At 68.8% G+C, this 22,183-nt stretch carries 19 protein-coding genes; 6 read left to right on the top strand and 13 right to left on the bottom strand.

Annotated elements, in window-relative coordinates; genetic code table 11:
- On the bottom strand, positions 1-1,623 hold the full coding sequence (locus ASF80_RS01965) for an FAD-binding oxidoreductase (protein WP_235559853.1): 1,623 nt from the start codon (positions 1,621-1,623) through the stop codon (positions 1-3).
- Positions 1,624-1,643: 20 nt separating this feature from the next.
- On the opposite strand from ASF80_RS01965, the gene ASF80_RS01960 reads away from it, so the two are divergent.
- The 3 genes from ASF80_RS01960 (at position 1,644) to ASF80_RS01950 (ending at position 4,536) form a co-directional block, all read left to right on the top strand.
- Positions 1,644-2,252 carry a TetR/AcrR family transcriptional regulator gene (locus tag ASF80_RS01960; protein ID WP_082488151.1) on the top strand — a complete coding sequence of 203 codons (609 nt, stop codon included), beginning with the start codon at positions 1,644-1,646 and terminating at the stop codon, positions 2,250-2,252.
- On the top strand, positions 2,249-3,700 hold the full coding sequence (locus tag ASF80_RS01955; RefSeq protein ID WP_056307533.1) for a glycerol-3-phosphate dehydrogenase/oxidase: 1,452 nt from the start codon (positions 2,249-2,251) through the stop codon (positions 3,698-3,700). The genes ASF80_RS01960 and ASF80_RS01955 overlap by 4 nt, the downstream gene beginning before the upstream one ends.
- 140 nt (positions 3,701-3,840) lie before the next feature.
- On the top strand, positions 3,841-4,536 hold the full coding sequence (locus ASF80_RS01950) for an SPFH domain-containing protein (RefSeq protein ID WP_056307531.1): 696 nt from the start codon (positions 3,841-3,843) through the stop codon (positions 4,534-4,536).
- 33 nt (positions 4,537-4,569) lie between these two features.
- Here ASF80_RS01950 and dxs read toward each other — a convergent pair whose 3' ends face one another.
- From dxs to dut, 5 genes are all read right to left on the bottom strand, one after another.
- On the bottom strand, positions 4,570-6,510 hold the full coding sequence (gene dxs, locus ASF80_RS01945) for a 1-deoxy-D-xylulose-5-phosphate synthase (RefSeq protein WP_056307528.1): 1,941 nt from the start codon (positions 6,508-6,510) through the stop codon (positions 4,570-4,572).
- Positions 6,511-6,679: 169 nt separating this feature from the next.
- Positions 6,680-9,514, bottom strand: coding sequence for an aconitate hydratase (locus ASF80_RS01940; RefSeq protein WP_056307525.1), 2,835 nt, complete (start codon positions 9,512-9,514; stop codon positions 6,680-6,682).
- A gap of 153 nt (positions 9,515-9,667) precedes the next feature.
- Entirely contained in the window at positions 9,668-10,408 is a 741-nt protein-coding gene (locus ASF80_RS01935; protein WP_056307523.1) for a DUF3159 domain-containing protein, read from the bottom strand.
- Positions 10,405-10,992 carry a DUF3710 domain-containing protein gene (locus ASF80_RS01930; RefSeq protein WP_056307521.1) on the bottom strand — a complete coding sequence of 196 codons (588 nt, stop codon included), beginning with the start codon at positions 10,990-10,992 and terminating at the stop codon, positions 10,405-10,407. Before ASF80_RS01930 ends, ASF80_RS01935 begins: the two co-directional genes overlap by 4 nt.
- Positions 10,985-11,458, bottom strand: a complete 474-nt coding sequence (gene dut, locus ASF80_RS01925) for a dUTP diphosphatase (RefSeq protein WP_056307519.1) — start codon at positions 11,456-11,458, stop codon at positions 10,985-10,987. The genes ASF80_RS01930 and dut overlap by 8 nt, the downstream gene beginning before the upstream one ends.
- A 12-nt stretch (positions 11,459-11,470) precedes the next feature.
- Here dut and ASF80_RS01920 point away from each other — a divergent pair, with 12 nt between their 5' ends.
- Entirely contained in the window at positions 11,471-11,935 is a 465-nt protein-coding gene (locus ASF80_RS01920; RefSeq protein ID WP_056307517.1) for a DUF3093 domain-containing protein, read from the top strand.
- A 79-nt stretch (positions 11,936-12,014) separates the two neighbouring features.
- On the opposite strand, the gene ASF80_RS01915 is transcribed toward ASF80_RS01920, so the two are convergent.
- A complete protein-coding gene (locus tag ASF80_RS01915; RefSeq protein WP_056307515.1) occupies positions 12,015-12,308 on the bottom strand; it encodes a DUF4193 domain-containing protein in 294 nt (97 codons plus the stop codon).
- Between the two features lie 196 nt (positions 12,309-12,504).
- Here ASF80_RS01915 and sepH point away from each other — a divergent pair, with 196 nt between their 5' ends.
- Positions 12,505-13,542 (top strand): septation protein SepH, encoded by a 1,038-nt coding sequence (sepH, locus tag ASF80_RS01910; RefSeq protein ID WP_056307513.1) that lies wholly within the window; start codon positions 12,505-12,507, stop codon positions 13,540-13,542.
- Between the two features lie 48 nt (positions 13,543-13,590).
- Here the strand turns inward: sepH and ASF80_RS01905 are convergent, their stop codons facing one another.
- The gene (locus tag ASF80_RS01905; RefSeq protein WP_056307511.1) at positions 13,591-14,712 is read right to left on the bottom strand and encodes an alkaline phosphatase family protein; all 1,122 of its coding nucleotides are present in this window, start codon (positions 14,710-14,712) and stop codon (positions 13,591-13,593) included.
- A gap of 60 nt (positions 14,713-14,772) precedes the next feature.
- Here ASF80_RS01905 and ASF80_RS01900 point away from each other — a divergent pair, with 60 nt between their 5' ends.
- On the top strand, positions 14,773-17,217 hold the full coding sequence (locus ASF80_RS01900; protein ID WP_157520963.1) for a DNA topoisomerase (ATP-hydrolyzing) subunit A: 2,445 nt from the start codon (positions 14,773-14,775) through the stop codon (positions 17,215-17,217).
- 18 nt (positions 17,218-17,235) lie between these two features.
- Here ASF80_RS01900 and ASF80_RS01895 read toward each other — a convergent pair whose 3' ends face one another.
- The 5 genes from ASF80_RS01895 to ASF80_RS01875 are packed head-to-tail and all read right to left on the bottom strand — an operon-like array spanning position 17,236 to position 22,177.
- The gene (locus ASF80_RS01895; protein ID WP_082488149.1) at positions 17,236-18,144 is read right to left on the bottom strand and encodes an arginase family protein; all 909 of its coding nucleotides are present in this window, start codon (positions 18,142-18,144) and stop codon (positions 17,236-17,238) included.
- A gap of 28 nt (positions 18,145-18,172) precedes the next feature.
- Positions 18,173-19,108, bottom strand: a complete 936-nt coding sequence (locus ASF80_RS01890) for a 3-oxoacyl-ACP synthase III family protein (protein WP_056307507.1) — start codon at positions 19,106-19,108, stop codon at positions 18,173-18,175.
- The gene (locus tag ASF80_RS01885; RefSeq protein WP_056307504.1) at positions 19,102-20,394 is read right to left on the bottom strand and encodes a F390 synthetase-related protein; all 1,293 of its coding nucleotides are present in this window, start codon (positions 20,392-20,394) and stop codon (positions 19,102-19,104) included. Before ASF80_RS01885 ends, ASF80_RS01890 begins: the two co-directional genes overlap by 7 nt.
- Positions 20,394-21,191, bottom strand: a complete 798-nt coding sequence (locus ASF80_RS01880) for an MBL fold metallo-hydrolase (RefSeq protein ID WP_157520962.1) — start codon at positions 21,189-21,191, stop codon at positions 20,394-20,396. Before ASF80_RS01880 ends, ASF80_RS01885 begins: the two co-directional genes overlap by 1 nt.
- On the bottom strand, positions 21,188-22,177 hold the full coding sequence (locus ASF80_RS01875) for an NAD-dependent epimerase/dehydratase family protein (RefSeq protein ID WP_082488331.1): 990 nt from the start codon (positions 22,175-22,177) through the stop codon (positions 21,188-21,190). The genes ASF80_RS01880 and ASF80_RS01875 overlap by 4 nt, the downstream gene beginning before the upstream one ends.
- Positions 22,178-22,183 lie beyond the last annotated feature (6 nt).

Here is a 22,183-nt window from a genome sequence, read left to right as displayed (position 1 = left end):
TCAGCGCATCCGATCAGCGGCGATCACGGCGCCGGGGTTGAGGATCCCCGTCGGGTCGAGCTCTCGCTTGATCGCGGCCAGGATCCGCACGCCGGTCTCGCCGATCTCCTGCTCCAGCCACGGCGCGTGGTCCCGACCCACGGCATGGTGGTGGCTGATCGTGCCGCCGCTCGCGATGATCGCGTCGTTGACGCGCGCCTTGACCTGACCCCAGATCTCCAGCGGGTCGGACCGGATGCCGGCCAGCACGGTGAAGTACAGCGATGCACCCGTGGGGTAGACGTGGGAGACGTGGCACATCACGGAGGACTTCACCCCGGCATCCGAGAGGCCGTCGCGGAGGGCCGCCGTGACCGCCGCCTTCAGCATGGAGAGGTTCGCCCAGGTGGTCGCCGTCTCGAGGGTCTCGCAGAAGACTCCGGCATCGAGCAGTGCGTCGCGCAGGTACGGGCCGTCGAAGCGTCCGTCCAGCCATCCCTCTGCGGCTCCCTCACCGGAGGACACTCCACCGGCACCGGCCAGCAGAGCGGACGTGCGCGCCCGGCGCTCGACGATGCCGTCGCCCTCGTACACGGTGACGACCGCAGCGCCCTTCGAGAGCGCCTTGCCGATCCGGCCGACCTGCGCGAGGCTGACCGCGGTCTCCGCCTCGTCGGAGAGGCGGATGACAGTCGGCCCGCCACCGTGCTGCGCCACGGCTCTGAGGGCATCGGTACCCGCCACGAAATCCGGGAAGGTCCAGGACTCGAGAACACGCTCACGCGGGATCGGATGGATGCGGACGCGGACCTCGGTGATCACCCCGAAGATGCCTTCGGAGCCCAGGAACACGCGGACGAGGTCTGGCCCCGCAGCCGAACCCGGCGACCGCCCGAGATCGATGTCACCGGTCGGCGTGGCCACCCGGATGCCCGTGACCATCGTGTCGAAGCGACCGTGACCCGCAGAGTTCTGTCCCGACGATCGAGCCGCCGCGAACCCGCCGATCGTCGCGTAGCGGAAGCTCTGCGGGTAATGGCCGAGCTCGTATCCGTGCGCGCCGAGCAGCGCCTCTGCATCGGGCCCGGTGGTCCCTGCGGCGAGGACGGCTTCGCCGCTGACCTCGTCCAGGCGGAGGAGACCGGTGAGTCGGCGCAGATCCAGACTGATCACGGCATGGTGACGACCGCGCTGCGGATCGAGGGCCCCGACCACGCTCGTCCCGCCGCCGAAAGGGATCACCGCGACCCCGCGGTCAGCCGCGACGGCGAGCACAGCAGCGACCTCGTCGTGCGTGTCAGGAAGGACGACGGCATCCGGGGTGGCCTGATGCACCAGTCGCCTTCGCAGCAGGTCGGGCGTGGAGCGGCCGCCCGCGTGGCGGATCCGAGCCTCGTCCGAGACATCGACCCGATCGTCGCCCACGACGACGATGAACGCCGCGATGTCGTCGGGAGTCAGCGCAGAGGCGTCGAGGAGCACGTCCCCGAGCTCGACGGGCGCGGCGGGCTTGCGGATACGCCCGAGCAGCAACGGGAGCAGCGCCCGCACGGCGCGGGGCAGGTCATCGGCCTTCGCGGGGTCGCCCCAGCCGTTCCACCGCATCTCCGATCGTGCGGCGACTCTGCCGTTCTCCTGACCCATGCGTTACAGTGTGACACATCATGGAAGAACGTCAAGTGAATGCCGTAGCGCGGCTCGCGCAGCATCCGCTCTGGGACGCCACCCAGGCGCGCATCCTCGACGCGGCCGATGAGCTGATCAGCCGCAGAGGGGTGCACGGAGTCACCATCGCAGAGCTCGCGCGACGCGCAGGCCACAGTCGCCCGACGATCTACCGCAGTTGGAACGACGCCGACGACGTCGTGCGCTCAGCCCTCCTCCGCCGGGTCGCCGGCATCGTCTCGCAGTTTCCGACAGATCCCCTCACCCGCCACGATCTCGTCGACGACGTGCTCCGTTTCTCGGCGGCCTTCCGCTCCGACGAGCTCTACGGGCGACTGCTCGCAGACGAGCCTGAGGTCTTCACCCGCTACACGCTGCAGCGGGTCGGATCGAGCCAGCGGTTGATCCTGCAGTGGCTCGCCGCGGCGATCCGGACCGCGCAACAGGGCGGGAGCGTCAGGCCGGGAGAGCCGACCGAGATCGCGGTGATGCTGCTGCTCATCGCGCAATCGGCGGTGCTGTCGCACGGCACCGTCTCGGAGCTGATCTCCGAGGAATCGTGGGAGCGCGAGCTGCGTGCGGCACTCGACGGACTGCTCCGGCCATGACCACTCACTCCCCCGACCTCAACGTCGTGCGTCGGGCCGCAGACCTCGCTCGGGCCGCCGACGAGACCGTCGACGTGCTCGTGATCGGCGGCGGGATCACCGGCACGGGAGTCGCTCTCGACGCCGCATCCCGAGGGCTGACCGTCACGCTGCTCGAAGCGGATGACCTCGCATTCGGCACGAGCCGGTTCAGCTCGAAGCTCGTGCACGGCGGCCTTCGCTATCTCGCCACCGGTGATGTCGCGACCGCGAAGGAGAGCGCCCTCGAGCGGCACCTGCTGATGACGGTCATCGCACCGCATCTCATCAGACCGCTCGGCCAGCTGATGCCCTTCGCCGTCGGAGTGAGCCCCGCGCAGCGCACGGCGGGCGTCGCGGGGATGGCCATGGGTGATCTGCTGCGGATGCGGTCCCGCACGCCGCGCGCGGTGCTGCCCGGACCGCGATTGGTCTCCGCGCGCGCCGCCCATGGTCTGGTCCCGGCGCTCGACCGCCGAGGACTACGGGGCGGCATGCTCTCGTACGACGGGCAGCTCGTCGACGATGCGCGACTGGTCGTGACGGTCGCACGCACGGCGGCGGCTCTCGGAGCGCGCATCCTCACCCGGGTCCGCGCACGCGAGCTCCGCAGCGACGGGGCGATCGCCGAAGACGCGCTGACCGGCGAGAGCCTCGACATCCGAGCCCGCTCGGTGATCAACGCCACCGGGGTGTGGGCCGGGACCCTCGACGAGTCGATCACCATGCGTCCCAGCCGCGGAACCCACATCCTCCTGGACGCCGCGGACCTCGGCCACCCGTCGGCGGCGCTGACCATCCCGCATGAGGGCTCGATCAGCCGCTACGTGTTCGCCCTGCCGCAGCAGAGCGGCCGGGTGATCGTCGGCCTGACCGACGAGGACGCTCCGGGCCCCGTTCCCCGGATCCCCACGCCGACCGAGGGCGAGATATCCTTCCTGCTCTCGACGCTGAACCGGGTGCTCGCGGAGCCCATCGGACGGGACCGAGTGCGCGGGGCGTTCGCGGGCCTGCGCCCGCTGGTCGACACGGGCTCCGATTCGACCGCGGACATCTCCCGCCGCCATCTGGTCGCCGTCTCCGAGGCCGGGTTCGTCAACGTCCTCGGCGGCAAGCTGACGACGTATCGGCGGATGGCGGAAGACGCGGTCGACCTCGCGGCACGCGTGCACGACCTGGATGCCGCACCGAGTCGGACGGCATCCCTCCGGCTCACCGACACGGCGCCGGACTGGTCTCACCCCGGTTCTGACGTCGACGGCGCGGTGAGCCGTGCACAGATCGAGTTCGCCGTGCGCGCCGAGGGTGCGATGACCGTCGACGACGTCCTCGACCGGCGGACCAGGGTCGGCCTCGTGGACGCCGACCGCGAGCGGGCGTGGGCCACGACCGAAGCGCGGCTCGCCGAGGCGCTCGCGGACCTCGACTGAGGAGCGTCGAGCCACATGCGCAGCCGCGGCGTATCCGCCTCGCGGCGTCGCGGGTAACGTCCACGGAACAGCGCGTGAACAGCGACGTCGGAGAGCGGCGAATGGCCGCGCGCAGAGGCAGGACACGGCACAGTGGTGTCATGGACATGCTCCTCACGATGCTGGGCGGTAAGGGAATGTCGGGTCTGTTCAAGACCGGCACGGCGATCCTCACGATCCTGCTGGTCGTCCCGGCCCTGTTGAAGATCTTCGTCGTCACAGTGGATGAGGGGTGGGCGGCGATCCGCACCCGGAACGGCAAGCCGATCATCCGCAACAGACCCCAGCGGCGGCCCACCTCACGCGGGGGCGCGGTCGGCGAGGTCGTCGTGCTCGATCCCGGATCGCACGGCGCCTTCCCGTTGTTCTACTGGTACAAGCTCATCGACGTCCGCTGTCGCGCGACCGACCTGCCGGCCCGCGAGATGACCGGAGCCAGTGGGCATCAGCACCGTGTGCACGCGTCCTTCGAGTGGAGACCGCTGGCTACCGGCCGAGATCTCCGGGTGTTCGAGCTCGACGTGGTGAACGTGAACGAGCGCGCGTCGAACATCGTCGGCGCCGCGCTGCGAGACGTCATCCGGAGCCTCGACGGCGCGGAGCTGCCGCATAACGACGAGATCAACACCCGCGTCATCGCCGCCAGCGCCGAGGAGGTGCGACGTTCCTGCGGCGTCGAGCTCGTCCGGGTGATGGTCACGGGCGACGCCCTGACCGACGGCTATCTGCTCTCCACCGCGCTCCGCGACACCGACCGCGGCGCCGAGGCCGTCGCGGCTCTCCACGCCCTCAACTGACCGGGCGGGCGCTCACGGGCGTGCTGCCCGCGATCAGCTCCGCTCGTGCAGCGGGAGATCGACGGCGCCGGTCTCCCCCGACTGGCGAGCGACCGGAATACGAGTGCCGAGCACCTGGGCGACGACGTCCTGCGCGATCTTCGACGCCGTGAGCCCGGCATCCGCGAGGATCTGATCGCGTGAGGCGTGATCGATGAACTCGTCCGGCAGTCCCAGCTCGTCGACAGCCGTGTCGATGCCCGCCTCGCGGAGCACCTGACGCACGCGCGTGCCGATGCCTCCGACGCGGATTCCGTCTTCGAGCGTGATGACGAGGCGATGACGCGCGGCCATGCTGACGATCGAGGGCTGCACCGGGATCGCCCAGCGGGGGTCGATCACGGTCGCTCCGATGCCCTGAGCGCGCAGACGCTCGGCGACATCCATCGCCAGCGCGGCGAACGGCCCGATCGCCACGAGCAGCACGTCTTCGGACTCGCCGCGGGCGAGCACGTCGACACCGTCGTGCAGGCGCTCAAGGGCGGGCAGCTCAGGCGCGACATCGCCCTTGGGAAAGCGGATCACGGTCGGGGCGTCTTCGACGAGGACGGCCTCGTCCAGGGCTTCCTGCAGACGCGCGCCGTCTCGCGGAGCCGCGATGCGGATGTGCGGGACGATCTGCAGCATCGCCAGGTCCCACATTCCGTGGTGACTCGGACCGTCGGGACCGGTGACACCTGCACGGTCGAGGACGAACGTGACGCCCGCACGGTGGAGCGCCACATCCATCAGCACCTGATCGAACGCGCGGCCCATGAACGTCGCATAGAGCGCCACGACAGGGTGCAGCCCGCCGAAGGCGAGACCTGCGGCGGACGCCACGGCGTGCTGCTCGGCGATTCCCACGTCGTACACACGATCGGGGAATCGCTCCGCGAACGGAGCCAGCCCGGTCGGGCGGAGCATCGCGGCGGTCATGGCGATCACGTCCGAGCGTCGCTCGCCGACCGAGACGAGCGCATCGGAGAAGACATCGGTCCAGCCGGTCCCTCCCGACGAGAGCGTCTCACCGGTCGTCGGATCTATGCGCCCGACGGCATGGAACTGATCGGCCTCGTCGTCGCGGGCGGGCTGGTAGCCGCGGCCCTTCTCGGTGATGGTGTGCACGATGACGGGTGCGCCGAACGACTTCGCGAGTTCGAGGGTCTCGAGAAGCGCAGGAAGATCGTGTCCGTCGACCGGGCCGAGGTACTTGATGTCGAGATTGGAATACAGCGCCTCGTTGTTCGTGAAGCGCGAGAGGAACCCGTGCGTGCCGCCCCGTACGCCGCGGAACACCGCGCGGCCGACGGGCCCGAATGCTCTGAAGAGGCGATCCGACTTGTGATGCAGCTCCTTGTACGCCGCCGCGGTGCGCACACGGTTCAGGTAACGCGACATCCCACCGATGGTCGGCGCGTACGAGCGCCCGTTGTCGTTCACCACGATCACGAGGTTGCGGTCGTTGTCGTCGGAGATGTTGTTGAGCGCTTCCCACGTCATGCCGCCGGTCAGGGCCCCGTCTCCGACCACGGCGACCACATGGCGGTCTGCGCGCCCGGTCGCGGTCAGTGCGCGCGAGACGCCATCGGCCCAACTCAGCGAGCTGGATGCATGGGACGACTCGACGACGTCATGCGGGCTCTCGGAACGCTGCGGATAGCCGGCGAGCCCTCCGCGCACTCGGAGCGACGAGAAGTCCTGACGCCCGGTGAGCAGCTTGTGCACGTACGACTGGTGCCCGGTGTCGAAGATGAACGGGTCGTCGGGAGACGAGAAGACGCGGTGCAGGGCGATCGTCAGTTCGACCACACCGAGGTTCGGGCCCAGATGCCCGCCGGTGCGCGACACGTTCTCGACGAGGAACTCACGGATCTCCCCCGCGAGCTCGATGAGCTGATCCTCGGACAGCGAGTCGAGGTCACGGGGTCCTGAGATGCTCGGAAGAATCGGCATCTGCACCTCCTCATAGGCACCGTTCGCGGCATCCGATTCCGGTACGGACGCCTGCTCGATCCTACCCCGGGCATCCGGGAAAGCTCGGAGAGCGACTCCCCCTTGACACAGGCGCTGGCACGCGGAAAGGGCCCGGTTCCGAAGAACCGAGCCCTCTTCGACTGTGCGATCAGACCAGCGAACGCAGCACGTACTGCAGGATTCCGCCGTTGCGGTAGTAGTCCGCCTCACCGGGGGTGTCGATGCGGACGACCGCGTCGAACTCCACGACCTGCTTGCCCTCGGGCGAGTCATCGGTCGGGGTGGCGGTCACGCGGACCGTCTTCGGGGTGGTGCCGTTGTTGAGCTCCTCGAGACCCGTGATCGAGACGACCTCGGTGCCGTCGAGACCCAGCGACTCCCAGCTCTCGCCGGCCGGGAACTGCAGCGGGACGACGCCCATGCCGATCAGGTTCGAGCGGTGGATGCGCTCGAAGCTCTCGGTGATGACCGCCTTGACGCCCAGCAGGCTCGTGCCCTTGGCCGCCCAGTCACGCGACGAGCCGGAGCCGTACTCCTTGCCGCCGAAGATGACGAGCGGGGTGCCCTGCTCCTGGTAGTTCATGCTCGCGTCGTAGATGTACGACTGCGGGCCGCCCGCCTGGGTGAAGTCGCGGGTGTACCCACCCTCGACGACCTGACCGTCGTTGACGGCCGAGACCATCATGTTCTTCAGGCGGATGTTCGCGAAGGTTCCGCGGATCATGACCTCGTGGTTGCCTCGACGCGAACCGAAGGAGTTGAAGTCCTTGCGGTCGACGCCGTGCTCGGTGAGGTACTGAGCGGCGGGCGTGCCGGCCTTGATGTTTCCGGCGGGCGAGATGTGGTCGGTGGTGACCGAGTCGCCCAGGGTCGCCATGACGCGCGCGCCCTCGATGTCGCGCACCGGGGTGAGCTCCATCGTCATGCCGTCGAAGTACGGGGCCTTGCGCACGTAGGTCGAGTTCTCGTCCCACTGGAAGATGTCGTCGTCCGGGGTGGGCAGACTGCGCCAGCGCTCGTCACCGTCGAAGACCGTGGCGTACTGCTTGATGAACTGCTCGCGCGAGATCGACGAGTCGACCAGCTCCTGGACCTCGGCCGGGGTGGGCCAGATGTCCTTCAGGAAGACGTCCTCACCGTCGGTTCCCTTGCCGAGCGCGTCGTTCTCGAAGTCGAAGTGCATCGACCCTGCCAGCGCGTAGGCGATGACCAGCGGCGGGCTGGCGAGGTAGTTCATCTTCACGTCGGGGCTGATGCGACCCTCGAAGTTGCGGTTGCCCGAGAGCACGGCGGTCACGGCGAGGTCGTGGTCGTTGATGGCCGCGGAGACCTCTTCGATCAGCGGACCCGAGTTGCCGATGCAGATCGTGCAGCCGTAGCCGACGGTGTAGAAGCCGAGGCCCTCGAGATCCTTGTCGAGTCCGGACTTCTCGTAGTAGTCCGTGACGACCTTCGAGCCGGGGCCGAGCGTCGTCTTGACCCACGGCTTCTGCTTGAGGCCCTTCTCGAGCGCCTTGCGGGCGACGAGACCTGCGGCGATCATGACCGACGGGTTCGAGGTGTTCGTGCACGACGTGATGGCCGCGAGCGTCACAGCACCGTTGTCGAGGATGTACTTCTCGCCCGAGGGCGTCGTGACCGGCACCGGCGTCGACGCGTTGGCCGGAGCACCGCTGTTGATGTGCACCGGACGGGTGGTCGGCGCCTCTTCTCCGGGAACCTGACCGGGGTCGGACGCGGGGAACGAGTGCTTCGACTCGAGGTCGACGATCGAGTCCGAGGTCGACGCCGATGCGTACGACAGGATGTCGTGCTCGAACTGCGTCTTCGCCTCCGAGAGGAGGATGCGGTCCTGCGGGCGCTTCGGGCCGGCGATCGACGGCACGACGGTGCCGAGGTCGAGCTCGAGGTACTCGCTGAAGGTGGGCTCGTGAGACGCGTCGTGCCAGAGCTTCTGCTCCTTGGCGTAGGCCTCGACTAGTGCGACGGCCTCATCGCTGCGCCCGGTCAGGCGCAGGTAGTCGAGCGTGACGTCGTCGATCGGGAAGATCGCGGCGGTGGAGCCGAACTCCGGAGACATGTTGCCGATCGTGGCACGGTTGGCCAGCGGCACGGACGCCACGCCCTCGCCGTAGAACTCGACGAACTTGCCGACGACGCCGTGCTTGCGCAGCAGGTCGGTGATCGTGAGGACGACGTCGGTCGCCGTGACACCGGCCGGGATCTCACCGGACAGCTTGAAGCCGACGACGCGCGGGATGAGCATCGACACAGGCTGGCCGAGCATCGCGGCCTCGGCCTCGATGCCGCCGACGCCCCAGCCGAGCACGCCCAGACCGTTGACCATCGTGGTGTGCGAGTCGGTGCCGACACAGGTGTCGGGGTACGCGCGCAGCACGCCGTTGACGTCTCGGTCGTAGATGACCTTGGCCAGGTGCTCGATGTTCACCTGGTGGACGATGCCGGTTCCGGGCGGGACGACCTTGAAGTCGCTGAAGGCCGTCTGGCCCCAGCGGAGGAACTGGTAGCGCTCGCCGTTGCGCTCGTACTCGATCTCGACGTTGCGCTCGAGCGCGTTCTCGGAACCGAAGAGATCGGCGATCACCGAGTGGTCGATGACCATCTCGGCGGGCGAGAGCGGGTTGATCTTGTTCGCGTCGCCGCCGAGCGCCGTCACTGCCTCGCGCATGGTGGCGAGGTCGACGATGCAGGGAACACCGGTGAAGTCCTGCATGACCACGCGGGCCGGCGTGAACTGGATCTCGGTGCTCGGCTCTGCCGCAGCATCCCACGAACCCAGGGCTTCGATCTGCGCCTTCGTCACATTCGCGCCGTCCTCGGTGCGAAGCAGGTTCTCAAGGAGGACCTTGAGGCTGAAGGGGAGCTTGTCGAAACCGGGCACCGTGTCGATGCGGAAGATCTCGTAGTCGGTGCTGCCGACCGTCAGGGTGCTCTTGGCACCGAAGCTGTTCACCGTGGACACGAATCCGTCTCCTTCTATTCGGATGGGAGCGACAGGCGCCTCCATCTTGCTCGCCAGCGAGCCCCTGCGGCTAGCAAGGCAGACCTAACCAGTCTGCTCTGCTCGGCCTCCGGGCGAAAGCCTGCAATTTATCTTGATGTCAAGATAAATCTATCACGACTGGGCAGGCGCCTCGGCATCCGACGCGCGCGGGTAGAGCGCGCGCACGACGAGCCACGTGACCGCGATCAGCGGTGCGAACAGCGGAAGACCCATGATGAGCTTGAGCGTGCCGAGCGCCGTGACGTCGCCTGCGAGGTACAGCGGGAGCTGCACCGCGAGCCGAGCGAAGAACAGTGCGGCCCAGGCGACCCCGAGCCAGAAGAATGCCCGGCGCTTGCGGCGGTCGCCGCGCCAGGCGGTGCCCTCCCCCATCAGGAAACCCACCGCGAGGCCGATGAGCGACCACCCGATCAGCGCGGAGACGAGCATCGCCGTGCCGTACGCGGCGTTCGTGATCAGTCCGGGGACGAAGTTGTCCTCGCCTCGTCCTGTCCACAGGGCGAGTGCCGCGGCTGCGGCCGCAGCCACCAGGCCGCCGATGGCCGCCGATGGCGGAGACTTCTGCACCAACCGCACGATCGTGAACACGGCCGCGAGTCCCACAGAGACCCCCAGCGGAAGAATCAGCGGCTCCGGGCGGATCGTGAAGAGGATGACGAACGCGAGGCTCGGCAGGACGGATTCGAGGATCCCGCGCCACCCGCCGATCGCGGACCAGACCACCTTGTGGGTCGCGCCGCTCTCGTTCGGGTCGAGTCCTGCACGCCGGGCGGCGCCACCGAGCGCGGCGCCGACGATGTCCGATGCGCTCTGCTCGCGCTCGGGCTCCGAGGCCGGGGCCGGGGTGCTCACGCGGAGCCGGGAGTCGCGGGCATCTTCAGCGGGATCAGGTCGCGCGGAGGCATCGGAGCCCCACCACGGACGACCACGATCGACCGGAAGAGGTCCTCGACCTTCGCAGCCGCCTCGAGATCGGACGCGGCGGCACCGCCGATCACGCCGCGGAGGAACCAGCGCGGACCGTCGATGCCGATGAACCGGGCGAGCCGAAGCTCCGAGCCCTCGTTCGCGGCGGCCGGCACCTCGGCGAGCAGCTCCTTGCCGAGAGGGCCGTCCCGCTCCTCGACGCGACCGCCCTGGCCGCGGACCTGATCGCGCAGCTGCACTCGCGTCTCGTCCCACAGCCCGCCCGAGCGCGGTGCGGCGAACGGCTGCACCTGCAGGGAGGAGTCGGCGTAGTCGAGGCCGACGGCGACGATGCGCTTGGACTGCTCCTCGACCTCCAGGCGGAGGTTCAGTCCCTCGCGCGGAAGGATCTTGATTCCGCCGAGGTCGATGTAGGGGCGCACGGGGTTCGCCTCTGAGTCGTCGAATGGACCCTGAGTCGCGCGGTCGTCCGGAGCCGACTTCGAGGGAGTCGCGTTGTTGTCAGTCATTGGCCTGTCCTGCCGAAGGGGAATGGGATCCTGCCTGGTAGCCGGTCGAACCGAAGCCACCTTCGCCGCGGACGCTGTCGGGCAGCTCCTCGACCGGGATGAACGTGGCTCGCGTCACGGGCATGACGATCAGCTGCGCGATGCGGTCGCCGACGGCCACATCGTACGCGCTGCGGATGTCGGTGTTGATCAGGCTCACCTTGATCTCGCCGCGGTATCCGGCATCCACCGTGCCAGGAGAGTTGACGATCGAGATGCCGTGCTTGGCCGCGAGGCCGCTGCGCGGCACCACGAACGCCGCGTATCCCTCAGGCAGGGCGATGCGCACGCCCGTCGCCACGAGGGCGCGCTCCCCCGGGCCGAGATGAACGGCCTCCGCCGCCACCAGATCGGCTCCGGCATCGCCGGGGTGGGCGTAACCGGGCACCACAGAGGCGATAATGGGGACATCAACGGAATCAGTCACCCCACGAGGCTAATGCAGAACATCGCTCCTGACGCGCGGACCCGCTACCGCGAGAGACTGTCCCCCAGCCTGTGGCTGCTGGTGACGGTCGCACTCGCGGGCCCGATGGTCGCCCTCATCTTCGTCCCCGTCGGCTCCACGATCGCGCTGATCGTCGGCGCCGCGGTGTCGGCACTGCTCGTGATCGCATTCATCGCCCTCACGCCCGTCGTGTCGGTCGAGGGCGACGTGCTCCGCGCCGGACGGGCGCACATCGAGACTCGACACCTCGGCACGCCGACGGCGCTGAGCGGCGAAGAGGCACGCCAGGCGCGCGGTCCCGGCCTGCCGGCCCGCGGATGGCACCTGATCCGCGGCGGCGTCGACGGCATCGTCGTGGTGCCCAACATCGACCCGGACGACCCGGTCGACACCTGGACCGTCTCGACCAGGACGCCCGACCGCCTCGCGGCGGCGATCCTCGCATCCCGGGGCTGACGACACCCGCCCCCACGGACAAAGACGACGCGCCCCTGACCGAGAGGTCGGGGGCGCGTGGAATCTCGTTCGCGTGCGCTCAGGCGGCGCACTCCTTGCAGATGGGGCCGGAGGAGCCCTCGTGATCGAGCTGTGAACGGTGCTTCACGAGGAAGCAGTTCATGCAGGTGAATTCGTCCTGCTGCGCGGGCAGCACGACGACATCGAGCTCGAGGTCGGAAAGATCGGCTCCGGGAAGATCGAAGCTGGACGGGTTGTCCGCATCTTCGTCTCCCGAAGAGCCGGAGCTCTTGTCCGGCACACGCTCCTTGAGGGCTTCGATCGACTCGGAGTCGTCTTCACTCTTGCGGGGAGCGTCGTAGTCGGTTGCCATGTGGTGAATCTCCACTTTCATGCGAGTGGGTGGTGCGCCGTCGGGGTAATCGGCGGCCATAGTTTGCACGACTGTGAGGCAATAAGCAAATGCCGGTGCGTGCGACAGACCAAACTCACGGCACGCCCAGAGTATTCCCGGCTGAGAGGCACCCCGCGTGACACCATGAACGCACACCCATCAGAGGGGCATTCGCATGGAAAACGTCACCATCGTCGGCACAGAAGCAGGTCTGCTCGTACTCGCGACCGAGTCGGGCGAGCGCTTCGCGCTGCCCATCGACGACGTCCTGCACCGCGAGATCCGACGGGCGACGCGACAGAGCGAGCCGACCGCTCAGCGACTCGCCGCGAGCCCGCGCGACATCCAGGCGCAGATCCGCGCCGGACTCACGGCCCCCGAGGTGGCAGAGCTCCTCGGCATCAGCGTCGACGACGTCATCCGCTTCGAAGGCCCCGTGCTGGCTGAGCGCGAGCACGTGATCGGCCAGGCTCTCGCCGTTCCCGTGCTGATCGGCAGCGATGTCGAGCCCGACGCGCAGCCGACGTTCGGCACCGCCATCCGCGCCAAGCTCTCCGAGATCGAGGCCTCCGCCGAACGCTGGGCGAGCTGGAAGGACGAGAGCGGCTGGATCATCAAGCTCGAGTTCGCCGCGAACGAGGTCGAGCACGATGCCCGCTGGAGCTTCGATCCGCGTCGCAGTGCCCTGTCGCCGCTCAACGCCGATGCGACACAGCTCTCACGCCAGGGCTCACTCCCCGAAGGTCTCATCCCGCGACTGCGAGCGGTCGAGGCCGAGCGCCAGGCATCGCCCTACAAGGACGACAGCCGCTTCGACTCCGGCGCCTTCGGACCTCGACTGATCGCTGCCCCCGAGGCCGATGTCGAGGACGTTGCCGCGCCCGAGCGCTCCCCCGCGGCGGTGCAGGATGCTGCGATCAAGCGCGCACCGGAGTCGGCGACGACGAGCCCCGAGACCGCCGACCTGCTCGAAGCCCTTCGTCGTCGTCGCGGACAGCGGGAGACCGCCCCGATCCTGGAGACATCCGAAGACGACCAGGACGATCGCAATCCGATCGCGCTGTTCGATGCCTTCGAGAGTTCCGCGCCCGATGAGGACGACGAGCCCGAGGTCGCTCCCGAGCCGACGAACGACAACTCCGGCCGACGCAAGCGACGGAACGCCATGCCCTCGTGGGACGAGATCGTCTTCGGGGCACGCACCGACGAGTAGAGTCCGCGGGTCGGACGCGAGCGCTCCACGGGTCGGCTCAGAGACCGCTCAGCGGGCGAACGCACCGAAGCGGAGCAGGGGCACCTGACGTTCCTCCGGAGTGAGGCCGCCGTGCTGACCGATCATTCCCCGGCTGCGCTGATCCTGCGCGGTCCCGTCATAGACCGCACCGTTGCCGCGCGCGACGACGAGCACGTCGCCGATCCGCGATGCGGCGGCGGCAGTCACCTCCGGGCCGAACAGCCCCGCCGCGATCGCTTCCTGACGGGTGCCGACATCGGCGCGTCCGTCGAGATCGCGCGTCCATCGAGCGGCGACGGCCGCGGCCTCGACGTCGGGATCGACGTAGACGTGCAGCATCCGCGGTTCCCCGCCGATGTGACGCACATCGGCCAGATGCTCGACTTCGAGCACGACCTGCCGGTGCGCGGGTACATCGACCATGCCGTGGTCCGAGGTGACGAGCACTCCGACTCCCGGCGGCACCCGCCGGGACATCGCGGCGTCGATCTCCTCGAGCGCCGACACCCACTGCACCGAATCCAGGCCGTAGCGGTGGCCCGCCTTGTCCGCCTCCGGCAGGTAGCAGTACACCAGCGAACCGGGGTGCCGTTCGGCCAGGTCGTACGCGACCTGGACCCGCTCTGCCGGCGTCTGCGCGGCGACGAAGTCGGCACCGCGCAGCGTCGCTCGTGTGAACCCGCTTCCGGCGTAGGCGGCGACACCGACCGCGAAGGTCGGTCGCCCCTCGGCACGGGCGCGCTCGAAGATCGTCGGCGCAGCCTGCCAGGTCGCGGGGTCGATCCCTTCGGACTCCCAGCCGGTGAGCTGATTGACCAGAGTGTCCTGTGCGGGGTCCAGCACGCTGTATCCGACCAGCCCATGCTCGCCGGGCCACACGCCCGTGAGGATGCTCGTGAGGGCCGCCGCGGTGGTCGAGGGGAAGACCGAATGGGCCACATCCTTCTTCGCCATTCCCGCCGTCAGTGTGCGGGCGTGCCCGGCATGGGCGCGCAGGCTGATCGCGCCGAGGCCGTCGATCAGCACGAGCACGACGGATTCGGCCCGCGGCAGGGTCGCGGACTCGCCGCGCAGAGCGGCGAACACGTCGTCCGCCACCCCGACGACGCTCCGGACTGCGAGCGACTCGGACGGTAGAATGAAGGGCATCCGAGCCAGTCTGACACAGGCTCCCGTACGCCCTCAGCCTCGCACCCATTCAGGATGGCCATGCCGAAGACCCCGCCTCCCGAGCTCGCCCCGGAGAGAATCCAGGACATCGATCTCGAAACCGAGATGCAGGGTTCCTTCCTCGAGTACGCGTACTCGGTGATCTACTCGCGGGCACTGCCCGACGCTCGCGACGGGCTGAAGCCCGTTCAACGCCGCATCCTCTACCAGATGGCCGAGATGGGGTTGCGGCCCGACCGCGGTCATGTGAAGAGCGCCCGCGTCGTCGGCGAGGTCATGGGAAAGCTGCACCCGCACGGCGACACCGCGATCTACGACGCCCTCGTGCGACTCGCCCAGGAATGGGCGCTGCGCGTTCCCCTCGTCGACGGCCACGGCAACTTCGGCTCACTCGACGACGGTCCCGCCGCCGCCCGCTACACCGAGGCACGCCTGGCATCGCCGGCGATGGCGCTCACCGAGAACCTCGACGAAGACGTCGTCGACTTCATCCCGAACTACGACGGCCAGTTCCAGCAGCCCTCGGTGCTCCCGGCCGCCTTCCCGAACCTCCTCGTCAACGGAGCGAGCGGCATCGCGGTCGGCATGGCCACCAACATGGCACCGCACAACCTGATCGAGGTCGTCGCCGCCGCCACTCACCTGCTCGAGAACCCCGACGCCACGACCGAAGAGCTCATGGAGTTCGTACCGGGGCCCGACTTCCCCTCCGGCGGCATCCTGATGGGTCTCGACGGTGTCAAGGACGCGTACACGAACGGGCGCGGCGCGCTCAAGGTGCGAGGCAAGGTCTCCGTCGAACCTCTCGGCCCGCGCCGAACCGGCATCATCGTGTCGGAGCTGCCGTACATGGTCGGCCCCGAGCGACTGATCGAGAAGATCCGCGATGCGGTGCAGGCGAAGAAGCTGCAGGGCATCAGTGATGTGACCGACCTCACGGACCGCAACCACGGTCTGCGCGTCGCGATCGGCATCAAGACCGGGTTCGACCCCAACGCGGTGCTCGAGCAGCTCTACCGGCTGACGCCTCTCGAAGATTCGTTCAGCATCAACAACGTGGCCCTGGTCGACGGACAGCCACGCACGCTCGGCCTCAAGGAGATGCTGCGGGTCTACGTGGCTCACCGTCTCGAGGTCATCACTCGACGCAGCCGGTATCGGCTCGCACGGCGCGAAGAGCGGCTGCACCTCGTCGAAGGTCTGCTCATCGCGATCCTCGACATCGACGAGGTCATCCAGGTCATCCGCTCGTCCGACGACTCCGAGCAGGCACGCTCACGACTGCGTTCCGTGTTCGACCTCAGCGAGCTGCAGGCCGAGTACATCCTCGAACTGCGTCTGCGCCGACTGACGAAGTTCTCGCGCATCGAACTCGAGACCGAGCGCGACGCCTTGCTGGCCGAGATCGCCGCGCTGCGCGAGCTCCTCGGCAGCGACGTGCTGCTCCGGGCTGCGGTCGCGAAGGAACTCGATGCCGCGGCAGACGCATACGGCACTCCTCGCCGCACGCTCCTGATGAACGCCGCTCCCCCGAAGCCCCGTGCGACGAAGGGCGCCGCGGTCGATCTGCAGATCGCGGACGCTCCGACCGTGCTCGTCCTCTCGACGACCGGTCGAGCGGTGCGGGTGGATCTCGGCGAGGGCGAGGAGCTCTCGCTGCCGCCTCGCCGCAGCAAGCACGACGCGATCCTGACGACGATCGAGACGACGGTCCGTGCCGAGATCGGCGCGCTGACGACCGAGGGGCGCGTGCTGCGGTTCTCCCCTGTCGACCTGCCGTCGGTGCCGTCGTCGTCCGTGCAGCTGGCCGCAGGAGCCCCGCTGCGCGATTACCTCGGGATCACCACCCGAGGAGAGCGCATCCTGGGCTTCGTCCGCTTCGACAGCGAGGTGCCGATCGCGCTCGGCACGGCACAGGGCACCGTGAAGCGGATCGTCCCGTCGACGCTGCCCGTGCGCCCCGATCTCGAGGTCATCGGCATGAAGCCCGGTGACACGGTGGTCGGTGCGGTGGCTGCGCGGGACGATGACGACCTCGTCTTCGTGACGAGCGACGCCCAGCTGCTCCGATTCTCCGCGTCTGCAGTGCGACCTCAGGGTGCACCGGCGGGTGGCATGGCCGGCATCAAGCTGGGCGCCGGCGCCTCGGTGCTCTTCTTCGGTGCGGTGAACCCCGAGTCCGATGCCGTGGTCGCCACGGTGTCCGGAGGCGACAGCAGCCTTCCGGGAACCGAACCGGGCCGCGCGAAGGTCTCGCCGTTCTCCGAGTACCCCGCCAAGGGCCGGGCGACCGGCGGTGTGCGGGCGCACGCGTTCCTGAAGGGCGAGGACCGTCTGACGGTCGCCTGGGTGGGACCGAGCCCGGCTCAGGCTGTCGACCCGACGGGTGCCGTGCGCAAGCTCCCCGAGTCGGGTGCACGACGTGACGCCTCGGGGCAGCCCATCGACGGTGTGATCGGGAGCATCGGCCGCACCCTGGTGTGAGCGCGGGCGGGCCGGGCGTCACTCCTGCCCGGAATCCTCCCCCAGGTGATCCAGCCCCTCCGTGAGGATCCGGGCCAGCAGCACCGCGTGAGCGCCGGTGGGATCGAGATCGGGGTCGAACACGGTGACGGAAGCGCCCCATGCCCGAGGCGCCAACTCCTGGAGCAGGCGCACCAGGTCATCGGGCTCGATGCCACCGGGATCCGGGCTGTCGACCGCCGGCATGCACTCCGGGTCGAGCACGTCCACGTCGACCTGGATCCAGAAGCCGCGTTCGAGCCGCGGCTCGGCGAGCACCCGGGATGCGGCGCGTGCGGCTCCGTGCAGGATGATCTGGTCAGCCGGGATCGTGACGGCGATCCGCTCGGTGACCTCGGCGAGCTCCTCGTCCTCTCTCCGGCACCCGATGTGCGCCGTCGACGCCGCCTCGAAATAGGGGCCGAGTCCATCGATGTCGGCGATCTCGGGCAGGTGCTCGCCGATCGCCGCCGCGAGATCCTCGCCCGCGAGGGATCCGATCGACGCGCTGTTCCCGGGGTGCCGGAAGTCGGTGTGGCCATCGACGTGAACCAGGCCGCCGGCTCCGGTGACGCGGGACGCGAGGCCTGCGGCGACGAGGAGGCTGCAGTCGCCGCCGAGCACGAGCGGTGCGTACCCGCGACGCCGCAGGTCGACGAGGCGAGCGGCCAGGCGACGCGCGTGGTCGATGATCGCGTCCTGATTGCGCAGTGTCTGCTCTGCGCGGTCGGGGTCATCGACATAGCGTCCGGGCAGTACCGCACCTGCATCCACGGCCCCGCGTGTGGCCAGAGCGTCGTACAGCCCAGCCTCGCGCAGTGCCTCGGGCGCCTTCGACGTGCCGGGAACCGCTCCGGGCGCAGGAGGCCGAAGGCCCAGGTTCGAGGGAGCCGAGACGAGTGCGATCATCACCTCATCCTCGCAGCCCGGAAGGATCTCAGAGTCGGAGCGCGAGGATGTTGGCCGTGAGACCAGCTGCCGTGCCGCAGAGGATCACGGTGTCACCGGCGCCGACCCGACCGCTCTCGAGCGCGCGAGCCAGCATGAACGGCACCGATGACGACACCATGTTGCCGAAATCCCTCACCTGGTCGATGCGGCGTTCGACCGGGATGCCGAGGCGATCGAGCATCGGTCCGAGCGCGGCCGACGCCTGATGCGGCACCCAGAGCGCGACATCGTCGTAGGAGATCCCCGAGCTCCGGTGGAAGGCGTCGAAGAACTCCGGCAGCACGCGCATCATCCCGAGCAGCGCTCGGCGTCCGTCCATGTCGAACAGGTAGTCGGCGGGGTCTGCCGTGGCATAGGCCTGCGCGGGCGAACCGGACAGCCCTCCCCTGATCTCGGTGTCGTGCGCGTAGGCGGGCCAGGTGCGCTGCGTGCTCGCGATCACGCCCCGGTCGGCGTCTGCGGAGCGGCGGAGCACGACGGCTGCACCGGCATCGCTGAAGAGCTCGAAGCTCTCGCGCTGCTCGGGATTCAGGAAGCGGGTTCCCACGTCGCCCGCGAACACGAGGATCGTGTCGTGGTCGCCGGCGTCCAGGTACCGAGACGCGACGTCGAGAGCCGTGATGAAGCTCGTGCAGGTCGAGTTGACGTCGAAGGCCGCAGCGTGACCGGTGAGGGTCAGTCTCTCGAGCACGAGCGCGGCCGTGCACGGGATGGGCTGGATTCCAGCTGCCGAGGCACCCAGGACGAGGTCGATCTGATCCGCCGTGACGCCCGCGTGTGCGAGCGCCCGTTCGCACGCCTCGGTCAGCATGTCGAGATGCGACACGTCGTCCTCGATGCGATACCGCGTCTCATCGTCGAATCGCACCGTCCGTGCGGGAAGCGACGTGCCCCACCCGACGATCTCGCAGTTCCTCACCATCTCCGGTCCCCCCATTCCTGCACCACCCGGCGCAGCTTCACCGAACCGTCTCTCACATAGTCCACGAACGTGAGATCGGGCCGCTCGCATCCGAGTCTGTCGGCCAGCGTGCCCACCTCGTCCTCGACGCGGCGCCGAGACCGATCATCGACCGTGTCCAGGGCGATCTGCAGCCGCGACGCGCCGATCTGAGTGATGCGGTACTCGTCGAAGCCGTCGGCGTAGAGAAGCGCACGGGCGATCACATCGGCGAAGACCGGGACGTCACGCCCGTCGAGGCCTCGGAAGACCAGCGTGTCGCCCTCTCTGCCCTCGATGCGCTCGATCGCCGTGAGCGCGCTGCCACAGGGGCAGCGTCGATCCCGCTCGCGAAGGACGTCGCCCAGCCGATACCGCACGATCGGCTGGGCGCGGCGGCGGAGGTCGGTGATGATCGGCGTGAACCGCTCGGCATCCAGAGCCTCGCGCTCGACGAGGATGTTGTCCTCGTTCAGGTGGATGACGCCGCGCTCGCAGGTGTGCGCGAGGAAGCCCTCCGTGCACTGGTACAGCTGGTGCAGACGGGGTTGTCCGAGCGACTCCCTGATGCGGTGCTCGTCGGCGATCTCCAGCACCTCGGCCACCGAGTACACCCGTTCGGGCACGACGTCGAAGGCTCCGGCATCGGCGGCTCGCGCGATCAGTCTCAGGACGGACGGCGGGGCGACGAGGATGGTCGGGCGGTACTCCTGCAGCCGGGCGATGTTCTCGTCCATGTCGGAGTACACGTCGAAGTATCGGAACGACACCGCTCGTGAACCAACCGACTCGTAGAGGCTGTTGTCTGCCCGGAGGAACAGCGCGATCCGATGCCCGAGGAGCCTGCCTCGCGGGAGGGTGCGGGCGAGCACCGTTCCCACCCAGGCATCGCGTTCGGGGCTGCTGACCACGAAGAGGCCGCGGTGGCCGCTCGTCCCGCTCGAGAGCCCGACCGAGTTCGAACCCAGATCCGCCTCGAAGTCTCGGGAGCGCTCGTTCTCGATCGCGAGGGCGAGCGCCTCGTCGCGTCCGGCGCCCACGGTGTTGATCTCGTCGAAGCGGCTCATCATGACGCTCTTGTCCATCAACGGAAGTTCGGAGAAGGGTCGGGTCGCGAGCTGCTCGCGGAAGTACGGTGATCGCTGCCGCAGGAACCGCAGGTGCGACCGCAGCAGGCGACGCTGACGTCGTTCGACGGCCGCCCTCGTGCGCAGCGGCCGGAACCAACGCACCGTGACGAACTCACGCAGGATCGCGAACTTGGTCATCAGTCCAGCAGTTCCTTCGCGCCGAGCGGGTCATGGCTGCACACGACTCGGATGCCGGCGGACATGAGGCCACCGAGAACGCGCGCTGTGGCGGCGTACCGATCCGCATCGTGCTGGACGAGCCGGGGCAACGTCTTCAGACCCTCGGTCGCCTCGATCAGATCGGTTCCCCAAGCCGCATCCCCCGCCAGCAGCACTCGGTGCTCGATGAGCGCGCCCAGGTGCCCGTCGGCGTGGCCGGGGAGATCGACGACCAGGTAAGAGCCGTCGCCGAAGAGGTCGTGAGCGTGCAGTGCGACGCCGCGGATCTCGACCGTCGAGAATGCGTCGACGTCGAGCACGCTGCGGCCTGCACCCGGGAACCACTCGGGGAACAGCCCCGGGAGCACTCCCGTGCGCAGACGCGGTGCCGAGAGCGTCCGCTCGTGTCCGGCGCTCAGGACGAAGGTGGCGTGCGGAAACCGACGGACTCCCCCGACATGGTCCGGATGCAGGTGGGACAGCACGACATGCGAGACGGATGCCGGATCGATGCCGTCGGCCCTGAGGCGTGCGGCGACGTCATCCGCATCGTCGACGCTCGGCGGCAGCAGCCGCCGGTAGACGGCACCGCGCCAGCCGGTGTGCCACTCGCCCGTCGCGTAACCGGTGTCGAACAGCACGCGCCGTCCGTCTGCACCGTCGTACAGGAACACCCCGGACGGGAACTCGCGGACTCCGTGCGACGCGCCGTGGAACATCGCACCGATATCGTGCGAAGTGCTCCCGCACACGTAATGGCGGAGTCTGGCGGTCACGCGCTCGCCCTCAGATGTGCGGCGACCGTGGCGAGGGCATCGTCCAGCGTCACCTCGGGGCGGTATCCGAGCTCCTCGCGCGCACGCGTGATGTCGAGAGTCTGCGAGTAGGCGATGGTGCTGAGCGTATAGCGGGTGAGCGCAGGCTCCGGCCGGCCGGGAAGCACCGCGCACACTCCTTCCAGAACGGAAGCGAGGGTCCATGCGGCCCGTCTGCTCATCGGACGGAACCGAGGCGTCTGCCCCATCAGCTCGAGCAGCGTCGTCAGCAGCTCGCGGAACCGCCGTGGGTCGCCGTTCGAGATGTTGTACACCCCTCCGGCGCCGTTCCCCTCGGTCACCGCGAGTCGCAGCGCCGCAGCGACGTTCTCGACCGCGGTCACGTCGATGAGGTTGTCGCCGCCGCCGAAGAGGGGCACGCCGATCCGCGCGTGCACATCGAGCAGTCTCGGCACGAGGCTCGGATCCCCCACTCCGATGAGCCCCCGAGGGCGCACGATCACGACCTCGGGGATCGTTCCGGCATCCAGCGCCTCGAGCAGAAGGTCCTCAGCCGCGATCTTCGAGCGGATGTAGCCGTTGAGGCGGTTGCTGCGATCGACGTCGGCCTCGCGGATGGCGATGCGGTCGCGGGCCGCGGCATACACGCTCGGAGACGACACGTGCACGATCCGTCGGACGCCGTTGCGTCGGGCGAACTCGACGACATGACCTGTCCCCTCGATGTTCGCCTCGCGGAAATCCTTCCACGGACCCCAGGGCGTCGACAGCGCCGCGCAGTGGATCACGGCATCCACAGGAAGATCGCGGGTGCGGAGCGAAGCGAGATCACCGGGGACCCGGTGCTCACTGTCCGCGACCTGGGCGAGGGCCGCCGTGTCGCGCCCCGCCGCGAAGACCTCGAACCCGTGGCGCTGCAGTTCGGGCACCACGTAGCCGCCGAGGAACCCGCTCGCCCCCGTCACCAGCACACGGGCTCCGGACATGCACAT

The sequence above is a fragment of the Microbacterium sp. Leaf159 genome (assembly GCF_001423615.1).
Taxonomy (GTDB): Bacteria; Actinomycetota; Actinomycetes; order Actinomycetales; family Microbacteriaceae; genus Microbacterium.
Note: the sequence above shows the minus strand (reverse complement) of the source record. Positions and strands in the feature narration are given on the sequence as shown.

Bases quoted from the DNA above. Each gene is read 5' to 3' on its own strand.
- ASF80_RS01890 (WP_056307507.1), bottom strand. From the start codon at position 19,108: ATGGTGAGGAACTGCGAGATCGTCGGGTGGGGCACGTCGCTTCCCGCA.
- ASF80_RS01920 (WP_056307517.1), top strand. From the start codon at position 11,471: ATGCAGAACATCGCTCCTGACGCGCGGACCCGCTACCGCGAGAGACTG.
- ASF80_RS01895 (WP_082488149.1), bottom strand. From the start codon at position 18,144: ATGATCGCACTCGTCTCGGCTCCCTCGAACCTGGGCCTTCGGCCTCCT.
- ASF80_RS01960 (WP_082488151.1), top strand. From the start codon at position 1,644: ATGGAAGAACGTCAAGTGAATGCCGTAGCGCGGCTCGCGCAGCATCCG.
- ASF80_RS01950 (WP_056307531.1), top strand. From the start codon at position 3,841: ATGGACATGCTCCTCACGATGCTGGGCGGTAAGGGAATGTCGGGTCTG.
- ASF80_RS01965 (WP_235559853.1), bottom strand. From the start codon at position 1,623: ATGGGTCAGGAGAACGGCAGAGTCGCCGCACGATCGGAGATGCGGTGG.
- ASF80_RS01900 (WP_157520963.1), top strand. From the start codon at position 14,773: ATGCCGAAGACCCCGCCTCCCGAGCTCGCCCCGGAGAGAATCCAGGAC.
- ASF80_RS01905 (WP_056307511.1), bottom strand. From the start codon at position 14,712: ATGCCCTTCATTCTACCGTCCGAGTCGCTCGCAGTCCGGAGCGTCGTC.
- ASF80_RS01930 (WP_056307521.1), bottom strand. From the start codon at position 10,992: ATGACTGACAACAACGCGACTCCCTCGAAGTCGGCTCCGGACGACCGC.
- ASF80_RS01915 (WP_056307515.1), bottom strand. From the start codon at position 12,308: ATGGCAACCGACTACGACGCTCCCCGCAAGAGTGAAGACGACTCCGAG.
- ASF80_RS01885 (WP_056307504.1), bottom strand. From the start codon at position 20,394: ATGACCAAGTTCGCGATCCTGCGTGAGTTCGTCACGGTGCGTTGGTTC.
- ASF80_RS01955 (WP_056307533.1), top strand. From the start codon at position 2,249: ATGACCACTCACTCCCCCGACCTCAACGTCGTGCGTCGGGCCGCAGAC.
- dxs (WP_056307528.1), bottom strand. From the start codon at position 6,510: ATGCCGATTCTTCCGAGCATCTCAGGACCCCGTGACCTCGACTCGCTG.
- ASF80_RS01875 (WP_082488331.1), bottom strand. From the start codon at position 22,177: ATGTCCGGAGCCCGTGTGCTGGTGACGGGGGCGAGCGGGTTCCTCGGC.
- sepH (WP_056307513.1), top strand. From the start codon at position 12,505: ATGGAAAACGTCACCATCGTCGGCACAGAAGCAGGTCTGCTCGTACTC.